19 protein-coding genes are annotated in these 24,674 nt (G+C 37.6%); 11 read left to right on the forward strand and 8 right to left on the reverse strand.

Annotated elements, in window-relative coordinates:
- Positions 1–67: 67 nt before the first annotated feature.
- From ribF to V6256_RS05385, 6 genes are all read left to right on the forward strand, one after another.
- The gene (gene ribF / locus V6256_RS05360; protein ID WP_341597046.1) at positions 68–997 is read left to right on the forward strand and encodes a bifunctional riboflavin kinase/FAD synthetase; all 930 of its coding nucleotides are present in this window, start codon (positions 68–70) and stop codon (positions 995–997) included.
- 25 nt (positions 998–1,022) lie between these two features.
- Positions 1,023–3,857 (forward strand): isoleucine--tRNA ligase, encoded by a 2,835-nt coding sequence (gene ileS, locus V6256_RS05365; RefSeq protein ID WP_341597047.1) that lies wholly within the window; start codon positions 1,023–1,025, stop codon positions 3,855–3,857.
- Between the two features lie 92 nt (positions 3,858–3,949).
- Complete coding sequence (lspA, locus tag V6256_RS05370) at positions 3,950–4,480, forward strand: signal peptidase II (protein WP_341597048.1); 531 nt, start codon at positions 3,950–3,952, stop codon at positions 4,478–4,480.
- The gene (fkpB, locus tag V6256_RS05375; RefSeq protein WP_341597063.1) at positions 4,480–4,920 is read left to right on the forward strand and encodes an FKBP-type peptidyl-prolyl cis-trans isomerase; all 441 of its coding nucleotides are present in this window, start codon (positions 4,480–4,482) and stop codon (positions 4,918–4,920) included. The genes lspA and fkpB overlap by 1 nt, the downstream gene beginning before the upstream one ends.
- 68 nt (positions 4,921–4,988) lie before the next feature.
- Positions 4,989–5,933: a 4-hydroxy-3-methylbut-2-enyl diphosphate reductase gene (gene ispH, locus V6256_RS05380; RefSeq protein ID WP_341597049.1), complete on the forward strand. Its 945-nt coding sequence runs from the start codon at positions 4,989–4,991 to the stop codon at positions 5,931–5,933.
- Between the two features lie 414 nt (positions 5,934–6,347).
- A complete protein-coding gene (locus V6256_RS05385; protein ID WP_341597050.1) occupies positions 6,348–6,686 on the forward strand; it encodes a P-II family nitrogen regulator in 339 nt (112 codons plus the stop codon).
- A 96-nt stretch (positions 6,687–6,782) separates the two neighbouring features.
- Here V6256_RS05385 and V6256_RS05390 read toward each other — a convergent pair whose 3' ends face one another.
- Positions 6,783–7,574: an outer membrane protein assembly factor BamD gene (locus V6256_RS05390; RefSeq protein ID WP_341597051.1), complete on the reverse strand. Its 792-nt coding sequence runs from the start codon at positions 7,572–7,574 to the stop codon at positions 6,783–6,785.
- 161 nt (positions 7,575–7,735) lie between these two features.
- Here V6256_RS05390 and rluD point away from each other — a divergent pair, with 161 nt between their 5' ends.
- The 3 genes from rluD (at position 7,736) to clpB (ending at position 12,211) form a co-directional block, all read left to right on the forward strand.
- Complete coding sequence (rluD, locus tag V6256_RS05395; RefSeq protein ID WP_341597052.1) at positions 7,736–8,716, forward strand: 23S rRNA pseudouridine(1911/1915/1917) synthase RluD; 981 nt, start codon at positions 7,736–7,738, stop codon at positions 8,714–8,716.
- Positions 8,717–8,722: 6 nt separating this feature from the next.
- Positions 8,723–9,463, forward strand: coding sequence for a peptidoglycan editing factor PgeF (pgeF, locus tag V6256_RS05400; RefSeq protein ID WP_341597053.1), 741 nt, complete (start codon positions 8,723–8,725; stop codon positions 9,461–9,463).
- A 177-nt stretch (positions 9,464–9,640) separates the two neighbouring features.
- Positions 9,641–12,211, forward strand: coding sequence for an ATP-dependent chaperone ClpB (gene clpB, locus V6256_RS05405; protein ID WP_341597064.1), 2,571 nt, complete (start codon positions 9,641–9,643; stop codon positions 12,209–12,211).
- Positions 12,212–12,250: 39 nt separating this feature from the next.
- On the opposite strand, the gene V6256_RS05410 is transcribed toward clpB, so the two are convergent.
- The 3 genes from V6256_RS05410 to nagB all read right to left on the reverse strand — a co-directional run bounded on the left by V6256_RS05410 (position 12,251) and on the right by nagB (position 15,549).
- Positions 12,251–13,477, reverse strand: coding sequence for an ROK family protein (locus tag V6256_RS05410; RefSeq protein ID WP_341597054.1), 1,227 nt, complete (start codon positions 13,475–13,477; stop codon positions 12,251–12,253).
- A 42-nt stretch (positions 13,478–13,519) separates the two neighbouring features.
- Positions 13,520–14,659 (reverse strand): N-acetylglucosamine-6-phosphate deacetylase, encoded by a 1,140-nt coding sequence (gene nagA / locus V6256_RS05415; RefSeq protein ID WP_341597055.1) that lies wholly within the window; start codon positions 14,657–14,659, stop codon positions 13,520–13,522.
- An 89-nt stretch (positions 14,660–14,748) separates the two neighbouring features.
- Positions 14,749–15,549: a glucosamine-6-phosphate deaminase gene (nagB, locus tag V6256_RS05420; protein ID WP_341597056.1), complete on the reverse strand. Its 801-nt coding sequence runs from the start codon at positions 15,547–15,549 to the stop codon at positions 14,749–14,751.
- Positions 15,550–15,820: 271 nt separating this feature from the next.
- Here nagB and nagE point away from each other — a divergent pair, with 271 nt between their 5' ends.
- On the forward strand, positions 15,821–17,269 hold the full coding sequence (gene nagE / locus V6256_RS05425) for an N-acetylglucosamine-specific PTS transporter subunit IIBC (protein WP_424141048.1): 1,449 nt from the start codon (positions 15,821–15,823) through the stop codon (positions 17,267–17,269).
- Between the two features lie 160 nt (positions 17,270–17,429).
- On the forward strand, positions 17,430–19,091 hold the full coding sequence (gene glnS / locus V6256_RS05430) for a glutamine--tRNA ligase (protein ID WP_341597058.1): 1,662 nt from the start codon (positions 17,430–17,432) through the stop codon (positions 19,089–19,091).
- 69 nt (positions 19,092–19,160) lie between these two features.
- Here the strand turns inward: glnS and V6256_RS05435 are convergent, their stop codons facing one another.
- The 4 genes from V6256_RS05435 to V6256_RS05450 all read right to left on the reverse strand — a co-directional run bounded on the left by V6256_RS05435 (position 19,161) and on the right by V6256_RS05450 (position 23,768).
- Positions 19,161–19,859, reverse strand: coding sequence for an exonuclease domain-containing protein (locus tag V6256_RS05435; protein WP_341597059.1), 699 nt, complete (start codon positions 19,857–19,859; stop codon positions 19,161–19,163).
- On the reverse strand, positions 19,856–21,700 hold the full coding sequence (locus V6256_RS05440; protein ID WP_341597060.1) for a DUF294 nucleotidyltransferase-like domain-containing protein: 1,845 nt from the start codon (positions 21,698–21,700) through the stop codon (positions 19,856–19,858). Before V6256_RS05440 ends, V6256_RS05435 begins: the two co-directional genes overlap by 4 nt.
- 71 nt (positions 21,701–21,771) lie before the next feature.
- The gene (locus V6256_RS05445; RefSeq protein WP_341597061.1) at positions 21,772–23,490 is read right to left on the reverse strand and encodes a sodium:solute symporter family protein; all 1,719 of its coding nucleotides are present in this window, start codon (positions 23,488–23,490) and stop codon (positions 21,772–21,774) included.
- An 11-nt stretch (positions 23,491–23,501) separates the two neighbouring features.
- A complete protein-coding gene (locus V6256_RS05450; RefSeq protein ID WP_341597062.1) occupies positions 23,502–23,768 on the reverse strand; it encodes a DUF4212 domain-containing protein in 267 nt (88 codons plus the stop codon).
- Between the last annotated feature and the right edge of the window lie 906 nt (positions 23,769–24,674).

A 24,674-nucleotide genomic window follows, 5' to 3' on the forward strand; every position in this document is an offset into this window, starting at 1 on the left:
ACCTTCATATATAATCAGACTTTTTGAATTTTCAGCGCTTTTTTAGGCAAATTAATTAAGATATTTCATGGAATTAATACGCGGTATTCATAACTTACAACCTCAACCTCAAGGTTGTGTTTTAAGTATTGGTAATTTTGATGGTGTTCATCTTGGTCACCGTGCGGTTTTATCTCGTCTATTAAAAGAAGCAGAAAGGTTAAATGTTCCTGCGACTGTGATGACTTTTGAGCCGCAACCTGCTGAACTTTTTGCAGGTAAAAATGCGCCAGGACGTTTGAGCCGTTTGAGAGATAAATTTGTTCAGCTTGAAAAATTGCAGTTAGATAACTTAATGTGTGTGTCTTTTACACATAAGTTCGCCAATTTAAGTGCGACAGATTTTATTGAGCAATTATTAATTAAAAAGCTTAATGTCAAATTTTTAGTGATAGGCGATGATTTCCATTTTGGCTATCAACGTTTAGGTGACTTTGAGTTATTAAAAGAAGCAGGTAAAAAACATGGCTTTGAGGTGGTGGATACTCGTAGCCTTTCTCAAGATACATGTCGCGTCAGCAGTACTCGAATTCGCAGTGCGTTGGCTTCTGGGAATCTGCAACAAGCAGAGCAAATGCTCGGTAGGAAATATAGTATATCAGGCCGTGTTGGGCATGGTAAAAAGTTGGGCCGTACGATAGGCGTTCCAACTGCAAATCTTTATTTAAAACGTCGTGTATCACCTGTTTCAGGTGTCTTTGCCGTATCAATATTGGGCATTGATAAAGAAGTGTATACCGGTGTTGCTAATATTGGTTGTCGACCAACTGTTAATGGTGAAAGACAGCAATTAGAAGTGCATATTTTTGAATATGAAGGTGACTTATATGGTCGCCAGCTCGAGGTTATACTTGAGAAAAAATTACGCGATGAAGTTCGTTTTGATTCATTCGCAGAACTTAAAACACAAATTGATAAAGATATTCAGCAAGCTAAAGAATGGCATTTGCTTAATTAATAAATCGTAAGATGGAATAAAACCGATGAGTGATTACAAAAGTACATTAAATTTACCAAAAACGGGTTTCCCGATGCGTGCAAACTTAGCAAATCGCGAACCTAATATGCTTAAAAACTGGTATAAACAAGATCTATACGGAAAAATCCGTGCAGCTAAAAAAGGTAAAAAAACGTTTATTTTGCATGATGGACCTCCTTATGCAAATGGTGATATTCATATCGGTCACTCGGTAAATAAAATCTTAAAAGATATTATTATTAAATCTAAAACGTTATCTGATTTTGATGCCCCTTATGTTCCAGGTTGGGATTGTCATGGTCTACCAATCGAATTAAAGGTAGAGCAAAAACACGGTAAACCAGGTAAAAAATTAACGGCAGCGGAATTCCGCGTAAAATGTCGTGAATACGCTGCTCGCCAAGTTGATGGCCAACGTAAAGACTTTAAACGTTTAGGTGTATTAGGTGAGTGGGATAAACCATACCTAACAATGAACTTTGAAACTGAAGCGAATATTGTACGTGCACTAGCAAGTATCATTAAAAACGGTCATTTACACAAAGGTTCAAAACCTGTTCATTGGTGTACTGATTGTGGCTCTGCTTTAGCAGAAGCTGAAGTTGAATATGAAGATAAAGTCTCTGCTGCAATCGATGTTGCATTTAATGCTGTGGATGCTGATGCTGTATTAGCCTGTTTTGCAGCACAAGGTGCAGACCTTGGCCAAGGTCAAATTTCTCCTGTTATTTGGACAACAACACCTTGGACTTTACCTGCTAACCGTGCAATTGCATTAGCGGCTAAAGTTGAGTATTCATTAGTTCAAGCGGGTGAGCGTCGTTTAATTTTAGCAACTGATTTAGTTGCTGATTGTATGACTCGTTACGGTATAGAAGAGTACACAACATTAGCGATTGCTAAAGGCGCGGATTTAGAGAAACAATTATTCCAACATCCGTTCTTAGATTTACAAGTACCGATGATTGTTGCTGATCATGTAACGATAGATGCGGGTACTGGTTGTGTTCATACTGCACCTGGCCACGGTCAAGACGATTACTCTGCTGGTTTAAAATATGAATTAGAAGTGGCAAATCCTGTTGCTGATAATGGCGTTTTCCGTGAAGATACTGAATTCTTTGCTGGTTTACACGTTTTCAAAGCAAACGATAAAGTATTAGAAGTATTAACAGAACGTAATGCGTTATTACACCATGTTAATATCAAACATAGCTACCCACATTGTTGGAGACATAAAACACCAATTATCTTCCGTGCTACACCACAATGGTTTATTTCAATGAACCAAAAAGGTTTACGTGATAGCGCATTAAAAGAGATTAAAGATGTTAAATGGATCCCTAGCTGGGGCCAAAGCCGTATCGAAAAAATGATTGAAGGACGTCCAGATTGGTGTGTATCTCGCCAACGTACTTGGGGTGTGCCAATTACTTTATTCGTGAATAAAGAAACCGATGAATTGCATGAAAACTCTGTTGAAATGATGGAGCTAGTGGCTCAAAAAATCGAAAAAGAAGGTATTCAAGCTTGGTTTGATTTAGAGCCTGAATCTCTTTTAGGCTTTGAAGCTGAACAATTCCGTAAGGTAACCGATACATTAGACGTATGGTTTGACTCAGGTACAACGCATGCATCTGTTGTTTCTGTGCGCGATGAGTATACTCAAGCTGATGGTTCACAAGCAAAAGCTGATATGTACTTAGAAGGTTCAGATCAACACCGTGGTTGGTTCCAGTCTTCTTTATTAACAGGTACAGCTATCAACAGTGTCGCGCCTTATAAAGAAGTATTAACGCATGGTTTTGTGGTTGATGGCGATGGCAAGAAAATGTCTAAGTCACTTGGTAACGTAATGTCTCCACAAACGGTGATGAACAATCTAGGTGCGGATATTCTGCGTTTATGGGTTGCGTCGACAGATTACACTGGTGAGATAACAGTTTCTGATGAGATTTTAAACCGTAGTGCAGATAGCTACCGTCGTATTCGTAATACATCACGTTTCTTATTAGCTAACTTAAATGGTTTTGATCCAAAAACTGATTTAGTGCCAGCAGAAGAGATGGTTGCGCTAGATAGATGGATTGTTGGTAAAGCATTAACATTACAAAATGAAGTGATTGAAGCTTACGACAATTATAGTATGCATGTGGTTTATCAAAAACTAATGCACTTCTGTTCAATTGATTTAGGTAGCTTCTACTTAGATATCATTAAAGATCGTCAGTACACGGCTAAAACAGGTAGTAATGCACACTTAAGTTGTCAAACTGCGCTTTATCATATTGCTGAATCATTAGTACGTCTAATGGCACCTATCTTAAGCTTCACTGCTGATGAGATTTGGGGACGTTTACCAGGTGAGCGTAATGAGTTTGTATTTACTGAAACATGGTATGACGGTCTATTTGGCTTATCTGAAAATGAAGTATTAGATAATAGCAAGTGGTCACAATTAATCTCTGTTCGTGCTGAAGTAAACAAAGCATTAGAGCTGGCACGTAAAGAAAGTGTTATTGGTGGCGGTCTTGAAGCTGAAGTGACACTCTATGCGTCAGAAGAGGTTAGCACACTGCTAAATACATTAGATGATGAGTTGCGTTTTGTATTAATTACATCACAAGCAACGGTTAAAGCATTTGCAGATGCGCCGGCCGATGCAATTACAACAGAGCTGAAAGGTCTATCTGTTCAAGTACAGAAAAGTGCGGCTGCGAAGTGTGATCGTTGTTGGCATCATCGTGAAGATGTGGGTCAAAATGAAACTCATCCTGAATTATGTGGTCGTTGTATTACAAATGTCGATGGTGAAGGTGAACGTCGTCAATTTGCTTAATAAGCACTAAGTAAGCGATACAAATAGTCTTAAGCGCCTTAGTTCTGAAAAAGACTTAAGGCGTTTTTTTTAATATTTTTGTTGGAAATGATATGACCGAAAACTTATCTAAATCGATACTAAAGGTGAGAACTGGATTAACTTGGTTATGGTTATCTTTAGCCATTTTAATCATAGATCAAATCACCAAGTATATGACAATACAAATGCTTGATTTATACCAATCATACGAAGTATTGTCTTTCTTCAATTTTACTTATGCACGGAATTACGGCGCTGCTTTTAGTTTTTTAGGTAATGCAGGCGGGTGGCAAAAGTATCTCTTTACTGGGATTGCATTTATTGTCTCTGCTTATTTAATCTATTCAATGAAGAAAAATAAAGCATCGGATCGTTGGATGAATTGTGCTTATGCATTAGTTTTATCAGGTGCTATTGGTAATGCCTTAGATCGTGTAATCTTTGGTTATGTGGTAGATTTTTTAGATTTTGACTTAGGTTTTTATCGCTGGCCAACATTCAATGTGGCTGATATTGCTATTTTTATCGGCGCAAGCATGATCATTATAGATTCAATATTTTGGGCGGATAAACGAGAGAAAGCAAAGGAAAATAATAAATGATGGTTGATCAAAAAGTAATTACTGAAAACAGTGAAGTATTAATGCATTTCTCTATTAAATTAGCTGATGGCTCAGCAGTTGATAGTACTAAAGTTGATAATAAGCCTGCTAAATTTGTAATGGGTGATGGTAGCCTAACAGCTGGTTTTGAGGATTGCTTATTAGGCTTAAAAGAAGGTAGCTCAGAGTCTTTCACTTTGCCGCCTGAAGATGCATTTGGTTTACCTAACCCAGATAATTTTCATTATATTGAGTTGAGTAAGTTCACTGCTGATGTGCCTGCAGAGATAGGTACTATTATTAGCTTTACACAACCAGATGGTACTGAGTTACCTGGCATCGTGCGTGAAATCGTTGCTGATAGTGTGACTGTTGACTTTAACCACCCACTTGCAGGTCAAACCGTGACCTTTGAAGTGGATGTATTAGAAGTATTATAAGATAAAGTGATTAATATCTTTTTTGTCAGTTTAATAGACTCTTAACATTATTTTATATTGAGAATGTAATGAAAGTTATTTTAGCAAACCCACGTGGTTTTTGTGCTGGTGTACACCGTGCAATTAATATTGTAGAACGCGCATTAGATCTCTTTCCTGCGCCGATCTATGTACGTCATGAAGTTGTACATAATCAATATGTGGTGGACGATTTAAAAAATCGTGGGGCGGTATTTGTTGAAGAATTAGATGAAGTACCGTGCGATAGTATTGTTATATTCAGTGCGCATGGTGTTGCACAAAGTGTGCGTGAAGAAGCGAAGCGAAGAGCGCTGAAAGTATTTGATGCAACCTGTCCTTTAGTTACTAAGGTACACATGGAAGTAACTCGCGCGAGCCGTCGTGATCAGGAGTGTATTTTAATAGGACACCAGGGACATCCTGAAGTCATTGGTACAATGGGCCAATACGACAGCGTAAAAGGTGGCATTTATCTTGTTGAGTCTGTTGAAGATGTTGCTCAACTTGAGGTAAAAGATGCGACTAGCTTGTGTTATAGCTCTCAAACAACATTATCGATGGATGATACTGCTAATGTGATCTCTGCTTTGCGTGAAAAGTTTCCTTTAATTGAAGGGCCGCGTAAAAATGATATTTGTTATGCAACGCAAAATAGACAAGATGCTGTCAAAGATTTAGCAGATAAAACGGATCTCGTGTTAGTCGTTGGATCAACTAATTCATCTAATTCGAATCGCCTCCGTGAAAAAGCAAGCAGTGTTGGTGTAAATGCTTATCTGATTGATAATGAATCAGATATTCAATTAGATTGGTTTGAGAATATTAGTAGTGTTGGCGTTACAGCGGGCGCATCGGCTCCAGATATTTTGGTGCAAGCTGTGATTAAAAAGCTACAAAATATGGGGGCTGATATCGTACTTGAAAACCCTGGTGTAGAAGAGAATACCGTGTTTGAAGTGCCTGCTGAACTGCGTATCAAACAGATCGATTAGCTCTACCATTTAACAATTGAAACATGATGGCACTGTTTTACCCGTGCCATTGTGGTAATCTTTCTGATAGAGAAATAATCAGCTCTATCAGCGTGATAGTCGCCTCTATTACTCTTTAATCTTAATGAACTCTTAGCAAACTTATTGGTTAATTTTCCTGATTAAAATTTATTCCCCAGCTAAGTCTAAACTCTCAATTTTCTAACATATCTCACTGTCCCTGAAATTGCTCGCTTTACTGAGTTTGCTTTTAAATATACTCTATTAGGAACGCTATAATTAATTAGATGAAAGCGCTGTTTTATTTGGTCATTGACCTTTTAACTCGTAATGTTTTTATCTTTTCTACCCATTTGCTACATGCGATAATGGCTAAGTCATTAAAGTCACTAACGATATAGGATTTATCTAAACATGAAAAAAATAGAAGCGATTATTAAGCCATTTAAAATGGATGATGTGAGAGAGGCTCTTGCAGATATCGATATCACAGGGATGACTGTTTCTGAAGTAAAAGGTTTTGGTCGTCAAAAAGGGCACACAGAGCTTTATCGTGGTGCTGAATATATGGTGGATTTTTTACCTAAAGTGAAAATAGAATTAGTGGTGAAAAAAGAATATGTAGACCGCTGTATTGAAGCTATCATGAGTGTTGCTCAAACCGGTAAAATTGGTGATGGAAAAATATTTGTGACACCAGTTGAACGTGTTATTCGTATTAGAACAGGCGAAGAAAATGGCGAAGCTGTTTAAGCGTTAAAAGTTCAAGCAAGTTACTCGAAAGTAGAGACAAAAAAGGAGAACTGAGTTCTCCTTTTTTATTGGAATGAGAAATAACTAAGGTGTTATTTACCAGTCAAATAGTGTCCAACGTTCGCTACGTTTTACTACGTTACTATCAGGATAATTAAGTTTTAAAACAGCAAGAGCATTTGCTTTAGGCTCTTCTAACCCCAATTCATCATAAGCTTTAATCATAATTTCTAATGCGTCTTCTACCGACTCTGTATCTGGGTAGTTATTTAAGACAATTTTAGAACGGTTGATAGCGGCAATATACGCTTCTCGTTTGATATACCACTCGGCAATTGATACTTCATAGCGCGCCACACGATCTTTAATGTAAATCATGCGTTGTCTTGCATCTTTTGCATATTCACTATTTGGGTAGTACTTCAAGATTTGGTTAAAATCTTTAAATGCTCTTTGGTGAGGGCTTTGATCTCGATTAAACCGGTCTATTCCAAATAAATTTTGGAAAAATTGATCGTCAACAGAAAGGTTGGTTAGCCCTCGGATATAATAAACATAATCTAAATCCTTGTGAGTAGGATTTAAGCGTATAAATTTATCAATATTAGACAAGGTGAGTGCCATTTCATTACGCTTGTAATAAGCATAAATCAGATCGAGTTGTACTTGATCTGAGTGAGGACCAAAAGGGTAGCGGCTATCAAGCGCTTCTAATATTTCTGAGGCTTTTTCATAGTTTGCAGATTCTAACGCTGCTGTTGCATCTTGGTATAATTCAACAGGCGGCTTATCCGCTACTTTAGGTTGACTGCTTTTTTTAGAAGAGCAACCAGCAATAAAAATGGCAATAAAAAAACTGGTCGTTATTAATCTAAGGATTTTATTCATAAGTGTTATAATGTCGGCCAATATTAAAAAGTAACAGTATCGGCTATCGTACAACGAAATAAAAGTAAAAACACATAAAATGTGACAAGATATGTTCGTTAGGGTAAATACTTTTTAAAAAATTAATTATAATAGAACCAAAAATACAAGAAGAGAACACTATGAGCCAAGCAATAAATCTAACTGCAGAAGTAACAGATGACCAGTTAGGATTTCGATTAGACCAAGCTGTTGCAGCACTTTTCCCTGATTATTCTCGCTCACGTATTAAAGAGTGGATTTTAGCTGGCCTAGTACAAATTGACGGTAAAGTGTCTTCTACACCACGTGAAAAAGTATTTACCGGCCAATTGATCGAAGTTAATGCTGTGTTAAAAGATGAAGTAACTTTTGTTGCTCAAAAAATTGAAATTGATATCGTTTATGAAGATGACGATATTTTAGTTATTAATAAACCAGCTGGTTTAGTGGTTCACCCTGGCGCGGGTAACTCAAGTGGTACATTATTAAATGCGCTTTTGTACCATTACCCGAATATTGCTGAAGTACCGCGTGCCGGTATTGTACATCGTCTAGATAAAGAAACCTCTGGATTAATGGTGGTAGCGAAGACTGTGCCAGCACAAACACACCTAGTTACTAGTTTACAAGCTCGTCAAATGACGCGTGAGTATGATGCTATCGCAACGGGCTGCTTTACTGCAGGCGGAAAAGTTGATGCGCCTATTGGCCGTGATAAAGTTCACCGTACTAAAATGGCTGTAAACCATACTGCTGGTAAGGATGCGATTACACACTTTAGAATCTCTGAAAAATACCGTGCACATACACGTTTACGATTACGTTTAGAAACAGGTCGTACTCACCAAATTCGTGTGCATATGATGTCGATAGGCCATGTATTAGCCGGTGACCCAGTTTATGGTGGCCGTCCTCGCCCACCTAAAGGCGCTTCTGTTGAGTTTAGTGAAGCACTGCGTGGTTTTAGACGACAAGCATTACACGCAACTATGTTACGTTTAGAGCATCCTATTACAGGTGAAGAGATGGAATGGCATGCAGAGCCACCAGAAGACTTTAAAGCATTAGCGGCTGCATTGCGTGCAGATGCTATTGAACATGAAAAACAATTGGATTTCTAATCATAAATGCAATTTATTCAACCTAAATGGGCAGCACCTGCCCATATTCATGCATACTCTACTACGCGTTGTGGTGGTGTTAGTGTTAATGAATTTAAAGGGTTAAACCTAGGAGGGCATGTTAAGGATGATCCTAAACATGTCTCAACAAACCGTCAGATTTTAGTTGAGCAATTCCCTAATTCACATGATTTTTGTTGGTTAAACCAAGTGCATGGTTGTGAGTTAATTAAATTAACCAGTAATACTCCAGATAACCTCAATGCTGATGCCAGTTGGAGTGACTCAAATCAGCGTACTTGTGTAGTCATGACTGCAGATTGCTTACCGGTTTTAGTCACTGATAAAGCAGGACTTTTTGTTGCTGCTATTCACGCTGGATGGCGTGGTTTATATGATGGCATTATTGAAAAAAGCATTGATAAGATCTGTGCTGAACTTAAGGTTGAAGCACACAACTTATTAGTTTGGTTAGGGCCTTGTATTGGGCCTACGGCTTTTGAAGTTGGTGATGAAGTGCGTACGCTTTTTATCAGTGAAAACAGTCAGTCAGATGCCGCTTTTGTGGCCCATAACGATAAATGGCTTGCTAATTTACATCAATTAGCCAAGCTAAGACTAGCAAGATTTAAGGGCATAACAATCACTGAAAGTGAGTTGTGTACCTATAATGATCCCGCGCTATTTTATTCCTACAGAAGAGACGGACAAACAGGTCGATTAGCGACTTTTATTTGGATTGATTAAAGATTCAAGTAAAAATTAATTCACTTTTTCTAACGACGATGAATAATAGGTTGTTCTTCATTACATTTTTATAAATAAAAATTTTGTTTAATATTTGTTCATTATTTTCCCTTCCTGACTTGAAATCTATCTGCTTTCCCCCATCTTTTATAATGTAATCATTGTAGGAGAATCATGATGAGATTAGATAAATTAACCAGTAAATTTCAATTAGCGTTAGCAGATGCGCAATCAATTGCGTTAGGCCGAGATCACCAATACATCGAAGCAACACATGTGTTGTTAGCGATGCTTAATCAAGATGGTGGAGCGATCAGAGGTATCCTGTCTGATCTTGAAATTAATATAAATCTACTACGTTCAAAAATATCGACCATGCTTGACAAGCAACCTAAAGTCTCAGGTATTGGTGGGGAAGTACAAATTTCAAACCAGCTTAATATTGCCTTTAATCTGTGTGATAAATATGCACAAAAAGCAAAAGATAAATTTATCTCTTCAGAGCTCTTTTTAATGGCCGTTTGTGAAGATAAAGGCGAACTCGGTAAAGTATTAGCAGAGCTAGGCTTAACCAAAAATAAAGTTGAAGAATCATTAAAAAAATTACGCAAGGGCGAGCATGTTGATGATGCTGATGGTCCTGAAAATGTACTTGATAAATACACTATTGACCTTACAGAAAGAGCCTCGGCGGGTAAGCTTGACCCTGTTATTGGCCGAGACGATGAGGTTCGTCGTATGGTGCAAGTGCTACAACGTCGTACTAAAAATAATCCGGTAATCATTGGTGAGCCCGGTGTCGGTAAAACAGCGATTGTTGAAGGCCTGGCTCAACGTATCATCAATGGAGAAGTCCCTGAAGGCCTGAAAAATAAGCGTGTGCTTTCTTTAGATATGGGCTCATTAGTTGCCGGTGCAAAATACAGAGGTGAGTTTGAGGAGCGCTTAAAAGGGGTATTATCGGAAATATCCAAAGAAGAAGGTCAAATCATTCTCTTTATCGACGAGTTACATACTATGGTAGGGGCAGGCAAGGGGGATGGCGCAATGGATGCAAGCAATATGCTGAAACCGGCATTGGCCCGTGGAGAGCTGCATTGTGTTGGTGCTACAACCTTGGATGAATATCGTCAGTATATTGAAAAAGATGCCGCTTTAGAGCGTCGTTTTCAAAAAGTACAAGTAGATGAACCAACGGTAGAAGACACTATTTCTATTTTGCGTGGTTTAAAAGAGCGTTATGAATTACATCATAAAGTAGAGATCACGGATCCTGCTATTGTGGCAGCGGCGACCTTATCACATCGTTATATTGCTGATCGCCAGTTACCTGATAAAGCCATTGATTTAATTGATGAAGCGGCTTCTAGTATCCGTTTACAAATGGATTCTAAACCTGAAAGCTTAGATAAGTTAAGCCGTAAAATTATTCAATTAACTGTGGAGCAAAAAGCATTACAAAGTGCTTCTGATGAAGCGAGTATTAAACGACTCAGTGATCTACAAGCTACCTTAGATAATAAAACCAAAGAATACGAAGCGTTAGATGAGATTTGGAAAACAGAAAAAGCGGCATTGTCAGGTACTCAAGATATTAAACAAGCACTTGAGCAGGCACGTTTAGACCTTGAAGTGGCGACTCGAGCTAGCGATCTGACTCGTATGTCTGAATTACAATATGGACGCATTCCAGATTTAGAAAAGCAGCTTGATTTTGCAGCAAAAGCAGAAGTACAAGAGATGACATTATTAAAAAATTCTGTCACTGAAAATGAAATTGCAGACGTATTAGCACACTGGACAGGTATTCCAGTGTCTAAAATGCTTGAGGGAGAGCGTGATAAATTATTAAAAATGGAAACGCACCTACACTCGCAAGTGGTCGGGCAAAATGAAGCAATAAGTGCTGTTTCAAATGCAATCCGTCGTAGTCGAGCTGGATTGAGCGATCCGGATCGCCCAATAGGATCATTTTTATTCTTAGGCCCTACAGGTGTCGGTAAAACTGAATCTTGTAAAGCGTTAGCAAGTTTCCTATTTGATAGTGTCGATAACATGGTGCGTATTGATATGTCAGAGTTCATGGAGAAACATTCAGTCTCTCGTTTAGTAGGGGCGCCTCCTGGTTACGTTGGTTATGAAGAAGGCGGGTATTTAACCGAAGCCGTTCGTCGTAAACCTTATTCTGTTATTTTGTTAGATGAGATAGAAAAAGCACATCCTGAAGTCTTTAATATTTTACTGCAGGTGTTAGATGATGGGCGATTAACCGATGGGCAAGGGCGTACCGTCGATTTCCGTAATACAGTGATCATTATGACTTCTAATATTGGTTCAGATATTATCCAAGAGGCTTTTCCAAAAGCTTCTTACGGTGATGTGAAGAATACATTATTAGGTGTCTTAGCTAATCACTTTAAACCTGAGTTCTTGAATCGAATTGATGAAACAGTGGTGTTCCATCCATTGAGTGAAGAACATATAAAATCGATTGCAACGATACAGCTTCAATCATTGCAGGATCGTTTGAAAGAAAGGGATTATCACCTTATTTTTAATGATGCTTCTATTAAATTATTGGTCGATGCTGGTTACGATCCTGTTTATGGGGCGCGTCCATTAAAAAGGGCTGTGCAACAGCTATTGGAAAATACGCTAGCGCAAAAAATCTTATCTGGTGAATTAACCACCGGTGAAGATATTCTTGTTGATGTAAATGAGGGAGAAATTGTCTTCTCACAGCAATAAGGTAATAGTAAAAAGTGAGTTAGATTATTAACTCACTTTTTATACTTTAATTCTTTGTAGCAAGTTGCCTTCATATATTGCTTGTTTTATTAACGCAAAAGCAGCAATGGTTATATCTGAACTTAATTCACTACCAATCACTTCTAGCTTATTATTAAAATCTGGCAATGTTTGAGATTTAATATATGCTTTTACGGTATCAAAAAAGATATCACCCGCCGTAATTATTTTCCCCGCGAGTATTATTTTTTCAGGGTTTAATAAATTAACTAAAATCGCAATACTCTTCCCTAAATAATTAGCTGCCTGCTCTGTAATTGATTGGCAAAGTTGATCGCCATTAGCTGCCGCAAGATATATTGCATTGATGTTTAGGTTATCACTCTCTATTGCGCTTTTTTTACCTGCTGATATAGCTTCTTTGACTTTATTGAGAATGGCGGTATCACTAACTTCAGTCTCTAAACAACCTATATTTCCGCAATAACAGGCCTTACCCAAAGGGTTTGCTTGAATGTGACCTATTTCTCCAATATTACAGTTTTTTCCAAGTAGTACCTTGTTATCAATGATCACACCAGATCCAACACCGTGATGAACACTGATTAAAATCGAGTCTTGGCAATGTTTTGTGGCACCAAAGTAATTTTCAGCTAATGCTAGGCAGCGTGTATGGTTACCAATAAAAGTAGGTATATTGAATGCTTTTTCTATTTCATTAGCTAACGGGAAATGATCAAAAGGGTAAGTGGGTGTTGAAATAACAACACCTTGTTTAGGATTGACCAAACCGGATATGGTGAGCGAAATGGCCGATATTTTTTCATTAATTAATGTCGGTTGAGTAATAAACTTTGCAATCTCACCAATCAAAAAATCAGTGAGCATTTCACAACTTTCTTTTTTAGGGATAGTGATCTGTTTATTAAGCCCCTTGTCACCTGATAAATTATAATGCGCAATTGATAATAGATTTTGCCCTAACTTGATAGCAATAATATTGATGTTATCGGAGTTTGGCGCTAATGAAATGGCACGTCGTCCACCCGTTGAGACTTGTAACTCAACCTCGGTAATGAGCCCACTTTCCATTAGCTGACGTGTTATTTTAGTCACACTTGCCGGTGCTAAGTTGCTTATTTTAGCTATTTCTACTCTTGAAATAGGCTTATATTGCTCAATGACTTTATAAATGTTTGCACTATTTTTTTGTTTCACCTGTTCTAAATTAGCAATAGTATCAGGCATTATATTTTGCTTATCCATTTATTAAGTATCCGTTAAGTTAACTAAAAACACGTCAATCTATCATTTTGTAGATGTTTTATATACGCCATTTACTACTGTCGCTGTTACTTGATAGTGTTGATCAAATATTGCTAAGTTGGCGATTTTACCCTGTTCAATACTCCCTAGTTTATGATCAACTGAGATAGCTTTTGCAGGATAAAGGGTTGCCATGCGAATCGCTTCTTCTAAGGTGATTCCTACATAGTTAACACATTGCTGTATTGATTCAATCATAGTTACCGCAGAGCCGCCTAACGTGCCATCCTCACCAAAGCATTTTCCATCTTTGTAATAAACGGTGGTGCCAACAAAATCGAATTGTTCGATATTTGCACCTGCTGGCGCGGTAGCATCTGTTACCAGTATCAGTTTTTCACCCATTAATTTCTTAGATAGTCGTACATTGACATAATCGACATGAAACCCATCAACAATAATACCGGCATAAATATCGTTGTCATAAACAGCACCGACCATACCGGGTTCTCTACCTGCCATTGCTGACATTGCATTAAATAAATGCGTGGCTGAAGATGCACCTGATTGAATCGCCATTGTTGCTTGTTGATAGGTAGCATTACTATGCCCTAAGGAAACAACAATACCAGCAGCACTTAATTGCTTGATCACTTCATTATCATTTTTCTCAGGAGCAAGGGTTATCTGTGCAACGACATCTGCATTTTTACAAATCAGGTCAATCATGCTGGTATCTGCTGATCTTATAAATTGCTGTGGATGAATTCCTTTTTTCTCTAAACTAATATAAGGCCCTTCAAGGTGTAATCCTAATACTTCATTTTCAGTTTTTTGCATGTAACTACGCGCTACATTTAACGCACGTTCAATGCCATTGTCGCTGTCAGTAATAAAAGTGGGTAAAAAACTGGTTGTACCTGATTGTAAATTAGCAGCTTGCATGATTGACAGTGTTTGCTCTGTTTCATTACCGTTAAACATAACGCCACCACAACCATTAAGCTGTAAATCAATAAAACCCGGAGAAAGGTTTTGGCCTTTTAAATCTATTGTGTTGATTTCTGCTGGTAAATCTTTAGTAGCAGTAATATTTTTGATGAGATTATTTTCAATAATAACGGCATGATCAAGTAGAATTGATTTGCTAGTGTATATGGTACAGTTGGTTAAGGCATACACGGTCAACCACTCCTTTAAGTAAATGGACAGATAATGAGCTTAAAATAAAGTAGCCTGTTATTAAGCTCATTAATAATGATGCGAGATATTTATAGGCCTCGGATATTTTCAGCTTCTAACTCTTGAAAATATTTTAGCGTTTTTACTTTTAATTCCATTGTAGAGAAAGCGTCGCAAACAATAATCGCTTTTTGATGTAGTTGTAATGCACTAATTGTCCATAAATGATTAACGGAACCCTCTACAGCGGCTTGCAATGCTAATGCTTTATGGCGTCCTGTTACAAGTGTTAATACTTCTTTTGCTTCTAATAACGTTGCGACACCAATGGTCAGCGCTAATTTAGGTACCTGATTTATATCATTATCAAAAAAGCGCGAGTTAGCTGTTCGTGTTTCCATGGTTAATGTTTTTACTCGTGTTCGTGAGGCTAAAGAAGAGCCAGGTTCATTAAACGCGATATGACCATCATTACCGACACCTCCCATAAAGAGGTGAACTGCACCGTAACTTTTTATCTTACGTTCATAGCGTTGGCATTCTTCTTCCAAGTTATCAGCCAAGCCATTTAACAGGTTAATATTTTGACTTTGTATATTAATGTGATCAAAGAAATTGTTATGCATAAAGCTGTAATAGCTTTCTGGATGTGAAGGCGCTATTCCGACGTATTCATCCATATTAAAAGTCACCACATGCTCAAAGCTAACTTCACCCATTTTATATAGCTCAATAAGGTGTTTGTATGTTTCTAATGGGGTACTGCCTGTCGGTAAACCTAAAACAAAAGGGCGATCTTGCGTAGGTTGAAAAGCATTAATCTTATCAACAATATATTGAGCAGCCCATAGGCCAACATTTGATGATTTTTCTAGAGGAATAAGACGCATAAACTATCTCCAAGTTTTAATTTCATTAATTCGCATTGTAAATTAAGTTGTGATTGAATTCTAATTATTTATTTTTTGATCGCTATTTAAACGATCTTCTTCACAGGTAGAGCTGTTTTAATTGACGTTTTCTAGGGTGAATATTAGCCTCGCTGCATAAATTTATTGCAATTTCACTTTTTTATATATACTTTTCTACTCACAAGGAAAGTTAATAATCAATTGAAATTAAGTTTTATCAAGGAGAGAGAAAGTGAATATTTTAGGTTATATGCAAAAAGTTGGCCGCGCGCTAATGGTACCTGTTGCAGTGCTACCTGCAGCCGCTATTTTAATGGGTGTAGGATATTGGATTGACCCAAATGGTTGGGGAGGGGACTCGCAATTAGCCGCCTTCTTAATTAAAGCTGGCGCAGCAGTTATTGATAATATGGCCTTATTATTTGCTGTTGGTGTTGCTTACGGCATGTCCAAAGATAAAGATGGGGCAGCCGCTTTATCTGGCTTAGTAGGTTGGTTAGTTGTTACGACGCTTTTATCTCCTGGTGCAGTGCAGCAGATAACAGGTGTGGTTGCCGATCCTTCTTTTGGTAAAATAGAGAATCAATTTGTTGGTATTTTAATCGGTATCATATCAGCAGAAATATATAATAAATTTTCAGAGGTAGAATTACATAATGCATTGTCATTCTTCTCCGGTAGACGCTTAGTTCCTATCATTGTGTCCGTGGTTATGATTGTTGTTTCATTTGTCTTAATGTTTGTTTGGCCTATTATTTTTTCTGGTTTACAGCATTTTGGTGAAACTATCTCTGGAATGGGTGATATTGGTGCTGGGATTTATGCCTTCTTTAACCGTTTATTAATTCCTGTGGGCTTACACCATGCATTAAACTCAGTCTTTTGGTTTGATGTTGCTGGGATTAATGATATTCCAAATTTCTTAGCCGGACAGGAAACAATTACAAAGTTTGCTGCTGAAGGTAAAAACGCAATAGGTACTGTGGGCATGTACCAAGCAGGCTTTTTCCCTATTATGATGTTTGGTTTACCTGGCGCTGCACTTGCGATCTACACTGCAGCCAGAAAAGAGAATAAACAGAAAGTTGTCTCTATTATGTTAGCTGCAGCACTAGCGTCCTTCTTTACTGGCGTGACTGAGCCATTAGAGTTCTCATTTATGTTTGCGGCACCGTTATTATATGTAGTACATGCATTTTTAACTGGGGTTTCTGTCTTTATTGCAGCAAATATGGAATGGATGGCAGGTTTTGGCTTCTCTGCTGGATTAGTTGATATGGTTTTATCATCGCAAAATCCATTAGCAAAACAGTGGTACATGTTATTAGTGCAAGGTGTTGTATTTTTTGCAGTATATTACTTTGTTTTCTTAACCTTAATCAAAACATTAAACCTTAAGACATTAGGTCGTGAGGATCAGCTGTTAGAGACAGAAAAGGCAACGACAAGTAATGAGAAAGATAGCGGAGCTTTGGCTAAATCATATACAGAAGCGCTAGGTGGCGTGGATAACTTAGAAGTGATTGATGCGTGTATTACAAGACTTCGTTTAACCCTGAAAGACAGAGGGATCGTTAAAGAGTCTGATCTTAAAGCATTAGGTGCAATGGGTGTTGTTCAGTTAGGCGATAACAATTTACAAGTTATTATTGGCCCGCAAGCTGAAAGCATTGCTAATAGAATGAAATTATTAAAATAGGTAAAGATACTTTACTTATAAAGGCACTCTTGTAGTGCCTTTTTTGTTTCTCTTGTTTAGATTCTTGTTATCTAGTGTATTTGCCATTATTTAACTTGAGCTTAAGGTTAGAATATACGATGATTACTGTTTTTATGAATCATGTCTTTTAGAGGTCAAAATGTCCGAATTGGAAACACGCCCAAGTAACTTTATACGCACTATTATTGAAAACGATCTTGAGAGTGGTAAACACCAGACAATTCATACGCGTTTTCCTCCTGAACCAAATGGCTACTTACATATTGGCCATGCGAAATCTATCTGCTTAAACTTTGGTTTAGCATTAGATTATCCTGGTGCTGCTTGTAATTTACGTTTTGATGATACAAACCCAGTTAAAGAAGATGCTGACTATGTTGCTGCAATTCAAAAAGACGTTTCATGGTTAGGTTTCGAGTGGGAAGGCGATATTCGCTACTCATCTAATTATTTTGAGCAGTTATTTGATTACGCCGTTGAGCTTATTGAAAATAACAAAGCTTATGTATGTGAATTAAATGCAGAACAAACTCGTGAATATCGTGGAACATTAACCTCTCCAGGTAAAGATAGTCCATTTAGAGACCGTCCAATAGAAGAAAGTCTTGATCTTTTTAAACGTATGCGTGCAGGTGAGTTTGAAGAAGGCACTATGATGTTACGTGCGAAAATTGACATGGCTTCACCTAATATGAAAATGCGTGATCCTGTTATTTACCGTATTCGTTTTGCACACCATCACCAAACAGGTGATAAATGGTGTATTTACCCTATGTACGATTTCACTCATTGTATTTCGGATGCGATTGAAGGCATTACGCACAGCCTATGTACTTTAGAGTTTGAAGATCACCGTCCATTGTATGATTGGGTATTGGCAAATATCAGCATCGAATGTAAGCCACGCCAAATTGAGTTTTCACGCTTAAATTTACAATATACCTTAACTTCTAAACGTAAGTTAAATGCACTTATTGAAGAAAATATTGTAACAGGGTGGGATGATCCTCGTATGCCAACTATTTCAGGTATGCGTCGTCGCGGTTATCCTGCAGCGTCTTTACGTGAGTTTGCAAAACGTATTGGTGTGACAAAACAGGAAAACACTGTTGAGTTAGCTTCATTAGAAGCCTGTGTACGTGAAAACTTAGAAGCGAATGGTCCACGTGCTATGGCAGTTTTAGATCCTGTTAAAGTGACGATTAGCAACTATGAAGAAGACAAGATTGAGCAACTAACTGCACCTTCTCATCCGAAAGATGAAAGCATGGGCTCACGCACGGTTCCTTTCTCTCGTGAGATTTACATCGATGCTGCAGATTTCCGTGAAGAAGCTAATAAAAAGTATAAGCGTTTAGTACTAGGTAAAGAAGTACGTTTACGTAATGCATATATGATTAAAGCAGAACAAGTGGTTAAAGATGAAGCAGGTAATATTACTGAGATTATTTGTTCGTATGACCCTACCACGTTAGGTAAAAACCCTGCTGATGGCCGTAAACCAAAAGGCGTAATTCATTGGGTAAGTGCTGCTTCAAATCACCCTGCAGAGTTCCGTATTTATGACCGATTATTTACAGTAGAGAACCCAGCTGCCGCGGAAGATGTACACACAGTACTTTACCCAGAGTCGCTAGTTGTGAAACATGGTTTTGTTGAAAATAGCCTAGTAGATGCTAAGCCTGAAATGGCTTATCAATTTGAACGTGAAGGTTACTTCTGTGCAGACAACCAAGATTCAAGTGCAGATAACTTAGTGTTTAATCGCACCGTTGCATTACGTGATTCTTGGGGTGGTTAATACCCTCCATTTCTGACTATCTAAAAAACCTGCTACTAGCAGGTTTTTTATTATCTGTTAAACACTGAATTAGCAATAGTTTAGTATTTTTTTGAGTGGCGTTTTTCCTAACTCTCCCATACCATTTAATTGTGCTAATAGTAATTCAGCGCAGGCTAAAGCATCGGTTAATGCATTATGTGCATTATAAACGGGTAAATGGTAGTAATCGCGACAGGCATTTAAACGTAGCCCTCCGGTTTTTAGCGCTGTGTTTTTGCGTAGTTGGCGCTGCTTTTCAATATTTAATGTATCTATTGCGAATAAAGTCAGTGGGCTTGATTGGGTTTTTAACATTGCTTGTTGTAGAAACTGTAGATCTAATGGAGCATGGTGAGCAACTAAAATCTTATCTTGGCATTGTTCAAATAACCACGTTAAGACCTCTGGCAGTGATAGCGCATTACTTAAATCTCTATCTAACACACCGTGAATAATGGCACTTTGTCCTACGCTGCCCTGTATTTTTATTAGTTTATATTGTGCTAGTTTCGGTTTAATTTGTGCGTTAATAATAGGGATAGCACCAATACTCACCATTTGCTCTTTTTTAGCATTTAAACCTGTCATTTCAATATCAATTGCTAATAAGTTAAGCTCAGAAATCGGTTTATCAAGCTGTGTTAATAAATAATGGTAGTGAAGCTCTAAACAAGGAAATAGGGAGGCTTTATCGTTGTTTAGTGCGCGTGATAACTTTTGTTTTAACCACCATTCTCGTAACATCATAATTGCCTTAAAAATTTGTGTCTGAGAGAGCTTTGCGCTTCATGAATGACTTTAAATGTATCTTTAAGCTGGTGGCGGACTAATGCTGAAAGGTTATCTGGTAATATATAATTAGAGACAGTTTTACCCTGTTTAAACTGTTGCCCTTGGTTAACTAATCGTTTGTGAGCAATAAATTCCCAGGCATCTAATAAATTGAATGCTAGGTCACTATCAATCACTGATTTATCCATTAGTTTTTGAATACGTTTGTTAGTGTTTACTTCCTCTACACCAAAGGCTAAAGAATATACTCTTACCATATCGTTGATTAATACATTCCCTTTATGTTTTAAGTCAATTCCTTTCACTTCACTGCCATCTCGTTCTAGTGCAAAATTACGAAAGAAGCCGAGTGGTGGTGAAGACTGCAGTGCATTTTGAGTTAGTGCTGCGATAAATATATCGTTGTTTTTAGTGAGCGTTAAAACGCTTTTTTGTAAATGATTAAATAACGTTATTTCACCAAAAATTGCACGCATATCAAAAAAGATAGTGGCGTTTAATAATGCTTGAGGGGAAGGGGTTTCGATCCAATCTGAAAATTGTTTTATCCACTGTGTTAGGGATAATTGCCATTGGCTATTTTGCGCCATGATATTGCCAGGACAAAACATAAATCCGCAAGCATCTAATGCACTACAAACAGATTCTGATAATTGTTGAAAATAAATAGCTTCCTGTTCTATCGGTGGTCTTTCTAGAAGTAGAGCATTATCTTGATCGGACCCCGCCATTTGATCTTGTCGGGCTTGAGAACCAAATGCTAACCAGCAAAACTGCATGGGAGCAGGTCCTAATTTAAGCTGAGTTAAAGTAATTAAGCGTTTAGTTAATGAATCTGTAATTGAGGTGAGGATTTGTCCTATTTCGGTTGCTTTGGTATCGCTAATAATTAAGTTATGTAATAGGGTGGGGATTTTTTTACTAACCTCAATTAATCCCTGAATCTCAGTTTGTCGCTCTATCTCACCCACTAATAATAATGGTTGTGAGCTTTGACTTCGAATTAGATCGGTACTGGTAATTATCGCAATTGGTTGGTTGTTTTCTATGACAGGTAAATGATGAATATTGGTTTCACTCATTTTCAGCATCGCTTCAAAAGCTAATGAATTAGCTTCGATGGTAATAGGACTCTTTGTCATTACCTCGGATATGGTGGTTTTCCCATCTAGCCCTTTAGCAAGTACACGATTACGTAAGTCCCTATCAGTTAAAATTCCACATAGCTTACCTTTCCTAACGATAACCAATGATGATAAACGTTTTTCTGACATCAGTATCGCCGCCTGGTGGATATTTTTATCAGGTTCAATAGTGGTAATGTCATGCGACATTATTTGAGATATTCGTACCGTTTTGATATCGGAGTTAGTGATCGCACCTTGATTACGCAGACGTTTTGCAAAAGCACGGTTAAAAAAGCGGTCGAATGTTTGATTGCTTGCCCGTAAGGTATTAAAAATCTTAGCGGGTAGGTGATAAACTAGGCCATCCTCTAGTATCTGTACTTGATTAACGACTTTTTCCCCAGAAAGGATACCGCTAAAGCCAAAAAACTGTCCTTCAGCGATCCTATCAATTAATTCTCCTTCTTTTGTTGTTACCTCAAAAGCCCCACTTCGAACAATATATAGTTGTGCAGGGTTGGTGTCGACGGGAACTGTTTTTTGTTGCTTTCCATAATAGACAATGCTCAACTCTTGGCTACATTGGCTTATTGTTGGTGCTGGCAAAGAATCAAAAGGAGGGAGGGCTTGAATAAAGTCTACAATAGGTTGTAATTCACTGTTATCCATATTTACCTGGCTATTCTGTTGATAGTTAACTTAACGAAAAAAAGCGCCGAAGCGCTTTTATTAAATTCGTGTTAATGGTCCTGTGCTTGACCTGCTCCTTTAGGGAAGCGGATTGCTTCAACCATCTCTTTAACGTCTTGTGGTACTGGTGCTGTCATTCTGCAAACTAAAATGGCAACAGTAAAGTTAATGATCATACCTAATAGACCAATACCCTCTGGTGAAATACCGAATAACCAGTTTTCTGCAAGGTTATCGGCAGGGTTGATAAATTTAAAGTAGATAATGTAAATAGTAGTAAATGATAAGCCTGCGACCATACCAGCAATCGCGCCTTCTTTATTCATTTTCTTAGAGAAAATACCCATTGTAATCGCTGGGAATAATGAGGATGCGGCAAGTCCGAAAGCAATGGCTACCACCGCGGCAACAAAGCCTGGAGGATTAATACCAAAGTAACCTGCGATAATAACCCCGATAGCAGCGGCGGTTCGCGCATACATTAATTCTTTTTTATCAGAAATATCAGGCATTAGGTTTTTCTTGAGTAAATCATGAGAAACAGATGTTGATATTACTAATAATAGGCCCGCAGAGGTTGATAGTGCCGCTGCTAAGCCACCCGCTGCAACAATTGCAATAACCCAAGCTGGTAAGTTTGCAATTTCAGGCGTTGCTAATACGATGATATCTCTATCGATATTCATTTCATTATCTGGTCCTGCTTCATAAGACATTTTACCGTCATTATTTTTATCGTCCCAAGTAATTAAGCCGGTTCTTTCCCAGTTATTAATCCAGCTTGGTGCTTCTGCGTGAGGGATACCTTGACCGTCTTTACCATTTACCGTTTCAATCATATTCACTCGAGAGAAAGCAGCAAGAGCCGGTACAGTAGTGTACATAATTGCGATAAACACCAACGCCCATCCAGCTGAACTACGTGCGTCTTTTACACGTGGCACAGTAAAGAAGCGAACAATTACATGTGGTAAACCTGCAGTACCAAACATTAATGCACCGGTGATAAAGAAGACATCAATAATACTTTTGGTTCCTTCCGTATATTCAGCAAACCCTAACTCAGTAGATAAGCCATCTAATTTATCGAGTAGATAAACACCTGAGCTATTACCGTTTGCGTCGAGTAATTCAGATCCAAAGCCAATTTGAGGAAAAAAGTGCCCAGTCATCATGATTGATAAGAAAATAGCAGGCACCATAAAGGCAAAGATCATGACACAGTATTGAGCTACTTGAGTGTAGGTAATACCTTTCATTCCACCTAATACGGCATAAAAGAAAACCACTGCCATACCAATATAAACACCTGTCTCAACTTCTACATCTAAAAATCGAGAGAATACAACACCGGTACCACGCATTTGCCCTGCAATATAAGTAAAGCTAACAAAAATGGCACAGACAACAGCAACCGTACGTGCTGTTTGAGAATAATAACGGTCACCGACAAAATCAGGCACTGTAAATTTACCAAACTTACGCAGGTAAGGAGCCATTAATAGGGCGAGTAAAACGTAACCGCCAGTCCATCCCATTAAATATACTGAGCCGTCGTAACCAACGAAAGAGACAATACCTGCCAGTGAGATGTAAGAGGCTGCAGACATCCAGTCAGCACCTGTTGCCATTCCATTTACAACAGGGTGTACACCGCCACCTGCGACGTAAAACTCTTTTGTGGATCCTGCTCTACTCCATATTGCAATACCGATATAAAGCGCAAATGTGAGTCCTACGATTAGATAAGTTAAAATTTGAACATCCATTGTAATAATCCTTATTCTTCTTCAACACCGTATTTTTCATCAAGTTTGTTGGTTTTTGCCGCGTAAACAAAAATTAATACAACAAACACATAAATAGAGCCTTGTTGTGCAAACCAAAAGCCCAATTTGAAGCCCATAAAAGTAAATTCATTTAAGATATCTACTAATACAATACTGAAGCCAAATGAAACGACGGCCCAAATAATCAACAGGGTGACTACTAATCGAATATTTTCTTTCCAGTATCCTTCTGCTTTATTTTCATTTTCAAAACTCACTGTCATTCTCCTTAATGTAATGAATTAAAAAAGGGTTCAAGTTGAACAGAAGTAGAAAGTTAGCCTTTATAAAACTTTTTGCTATTCACTTTGAATCACTTGTTTTTTCCAACATAAATTTATTTTTAAAATAAATTAGGTTGTTAATATTATGTTAATTTTTTTGTTTTGCTAGAGAGTGACAAAGACCTAGGTCATAGTTTGTAGAACAAAAAGTGAGCACTCAATCACACTAAGATGCAATAAAATGAGTTTTGTGAGCTGAGGTTAATTAAATTAAATGCTGTAAATAAAAATATAGGCTGAATACTTAAGGAGGTATTAGCAGTTCTTTTAACTGTTTTATTGTATTATTTTTAAATTATTTCCATTGAAAATAACTATCCTATATTGAATAACTTCAATGACTAAAATTTTCAATAATGCACTAAAGAAAGGAAAGTGATGACAGCTTAGTGAATTAATGTTCAGAGGTGAATATTTTGATTATTAATGAAGGTTTAAAGTAGATAAAATTTAGTAGAGGCTGAAAAATATGAAGAGTAAGTATTGAGTGTCATAATAGGCATTTAACAATTTTAATGGCGTGTTTGATTAGCGTCTGCTAACAAAAAGAAATGTAAAGTAGATCTATAGGCTGTAATTGGCAAGGGTGTTGAGGTTAAATAAGCTAAGCCATAATGTGTTTATTATTGTAATAGGTGAAACAATAGTATGAGTAATGCTATTAAATAAGAATAGATTAAAGGGGGATTTGAGATTAATTTAGCTTTGTATAAAAAGAGATATTTTTAGATGAGTAGGTTATATAAATAAGAGAGTAATTAACTTGAAGTAACTTTTATACACTGTTGGCGGAGTGGACGGGACTCGAACCCGCGACCCCCGGCGTGACAGGCCGGTATT

Origin of the sequence: Psychromonas aquatilis (assembly GCF_038155185.1) — a bacterium.
GTDB lineage: Bacteria > Pseudomonadota > Gammaproteobacteria > Enterobacterales > Psychromonadaceae > Psychromonas > Psychromonas aquatilis.

What these genes read in the sequence shown, in the direction of transcription:
- ribF (WP_341597046.1), top strand. Translation starts at nt 68, where the DNA reads ATGGAATTAATACGCGGTATTCATAACTTACAACCTCAACCTCAAGGT.
- ileS (WP_341597047.1), top strand. Translation starts at nt 1,023, where the DNA reads ATGAGTGATTACAAAAGTACATTAAATTTACCAAAAACGGGTTTCCCG.
- lspA (WP_341597048.1), top strand. Translation starts at nt 3,950, where the DNA reads ATGACCGAAAACTTATCTAAATCGATACTAAAGGTGAGAACTGGATTA.
- fkpB (WP_341597063.1), top strand. Translation starts at nt 4,480, where the DNA reads ATGGTTGATCAAAAAGTAATTACTGAAAACAGTGAAGTATTAATGCAT.
- ispH (WP_341597049.1), top strand. Translation starts at nt 4,989, where the DNA reads ATGAAAGTTATTTTAGCAAACCCACGTGGTTTTTGTGCTGGTGTACAC.
- V6256_RS05385 (WP_341597050.1), top strand. Translation starts at nt 6,348, where the DNA reads ATGAAAAAAATAGAAGCGATTATTAAGCCATTTAAAATGGATGATGTG.
- V6256_RS05390 (WP_341597051.1), bottom strand. Translation starts at nt 7,574, where the DNA reads ATGAATAAAATCCTTAGATTAATAACGACCAGTTTTTTTATTGCCATT.
- rluD (WP_341597052.1), top strand. Translation starts at nt 7,736, where the DNA reads ATGAGCCAAGCAATAAATCTAACTGCAGAAGTAACAGATGACCAGTTA.
- pgeF (WP_341597053.1), top strand. Translation starts at nt 8,723, where the DNA reads ATGCAATTTATTCAACCTAAATGGGCAGCACCTGCCCATATTCATGCA.
- clpB (WP_341597064.1), top strand. Translation starts at nt 9,641, where the DNA reads ATGAGATTAGATAAATTAACCAGTAAATTTCAATTAGCGTTAGCAGAT.
- V6256_RS05410 (WP_341597054.1), bottom strand. Translation starts at nt 13,477, where the DNA reads ATGGATAAGCAAAATATAATGCCTGATACTATTGCTAATTTAGAACAG.
- nagB (WP_341597056.1), bottom strand. Translation starts at nt 15,549, where the DNA reads ATGCGTCTTATTCCTCTAGAAAAATCATCAAATGTTGGCCTATGGGCT.
- nagE (WP_424141048.1), top strand. Translation starts at nt 15,821, where the DNA reads ATGCAAAAAGTTGGCCGCGCGCTAATGGTACCTGTTGCAGTGCTACCT.
- glnS (WP_341597058.1), top strand. Translation starts at nt 17,430, where the DNA reads ATGTCCGAATTGGAAACACGCCCAAGTAACTTTATACGCACTATTATT.
- V6256_RS05435 (WP_341597059.1), bottom strand. Translation starts at nt 19,859, where the DNA reads ATGATGTTACGAGAATGGTGGTTAAAACAAAAGTTATCACGCGCACTA.
- V6256_RS05440 (WP_341597060.1), bottom strand. Translation starts at nt 21,700, where the DNA reads ATGGATAACAGTGAATTACAACCTATTGTAGACTTTATTCAAGCCCTC.
- V6256_RS05445 (WP_341597061.1), bottom strand. Translation starts at nt 23,490, where the DNA reads ATGGATGTTCAAATTTTAACTTATCTAATCGTAGGACTCACATTTGCG.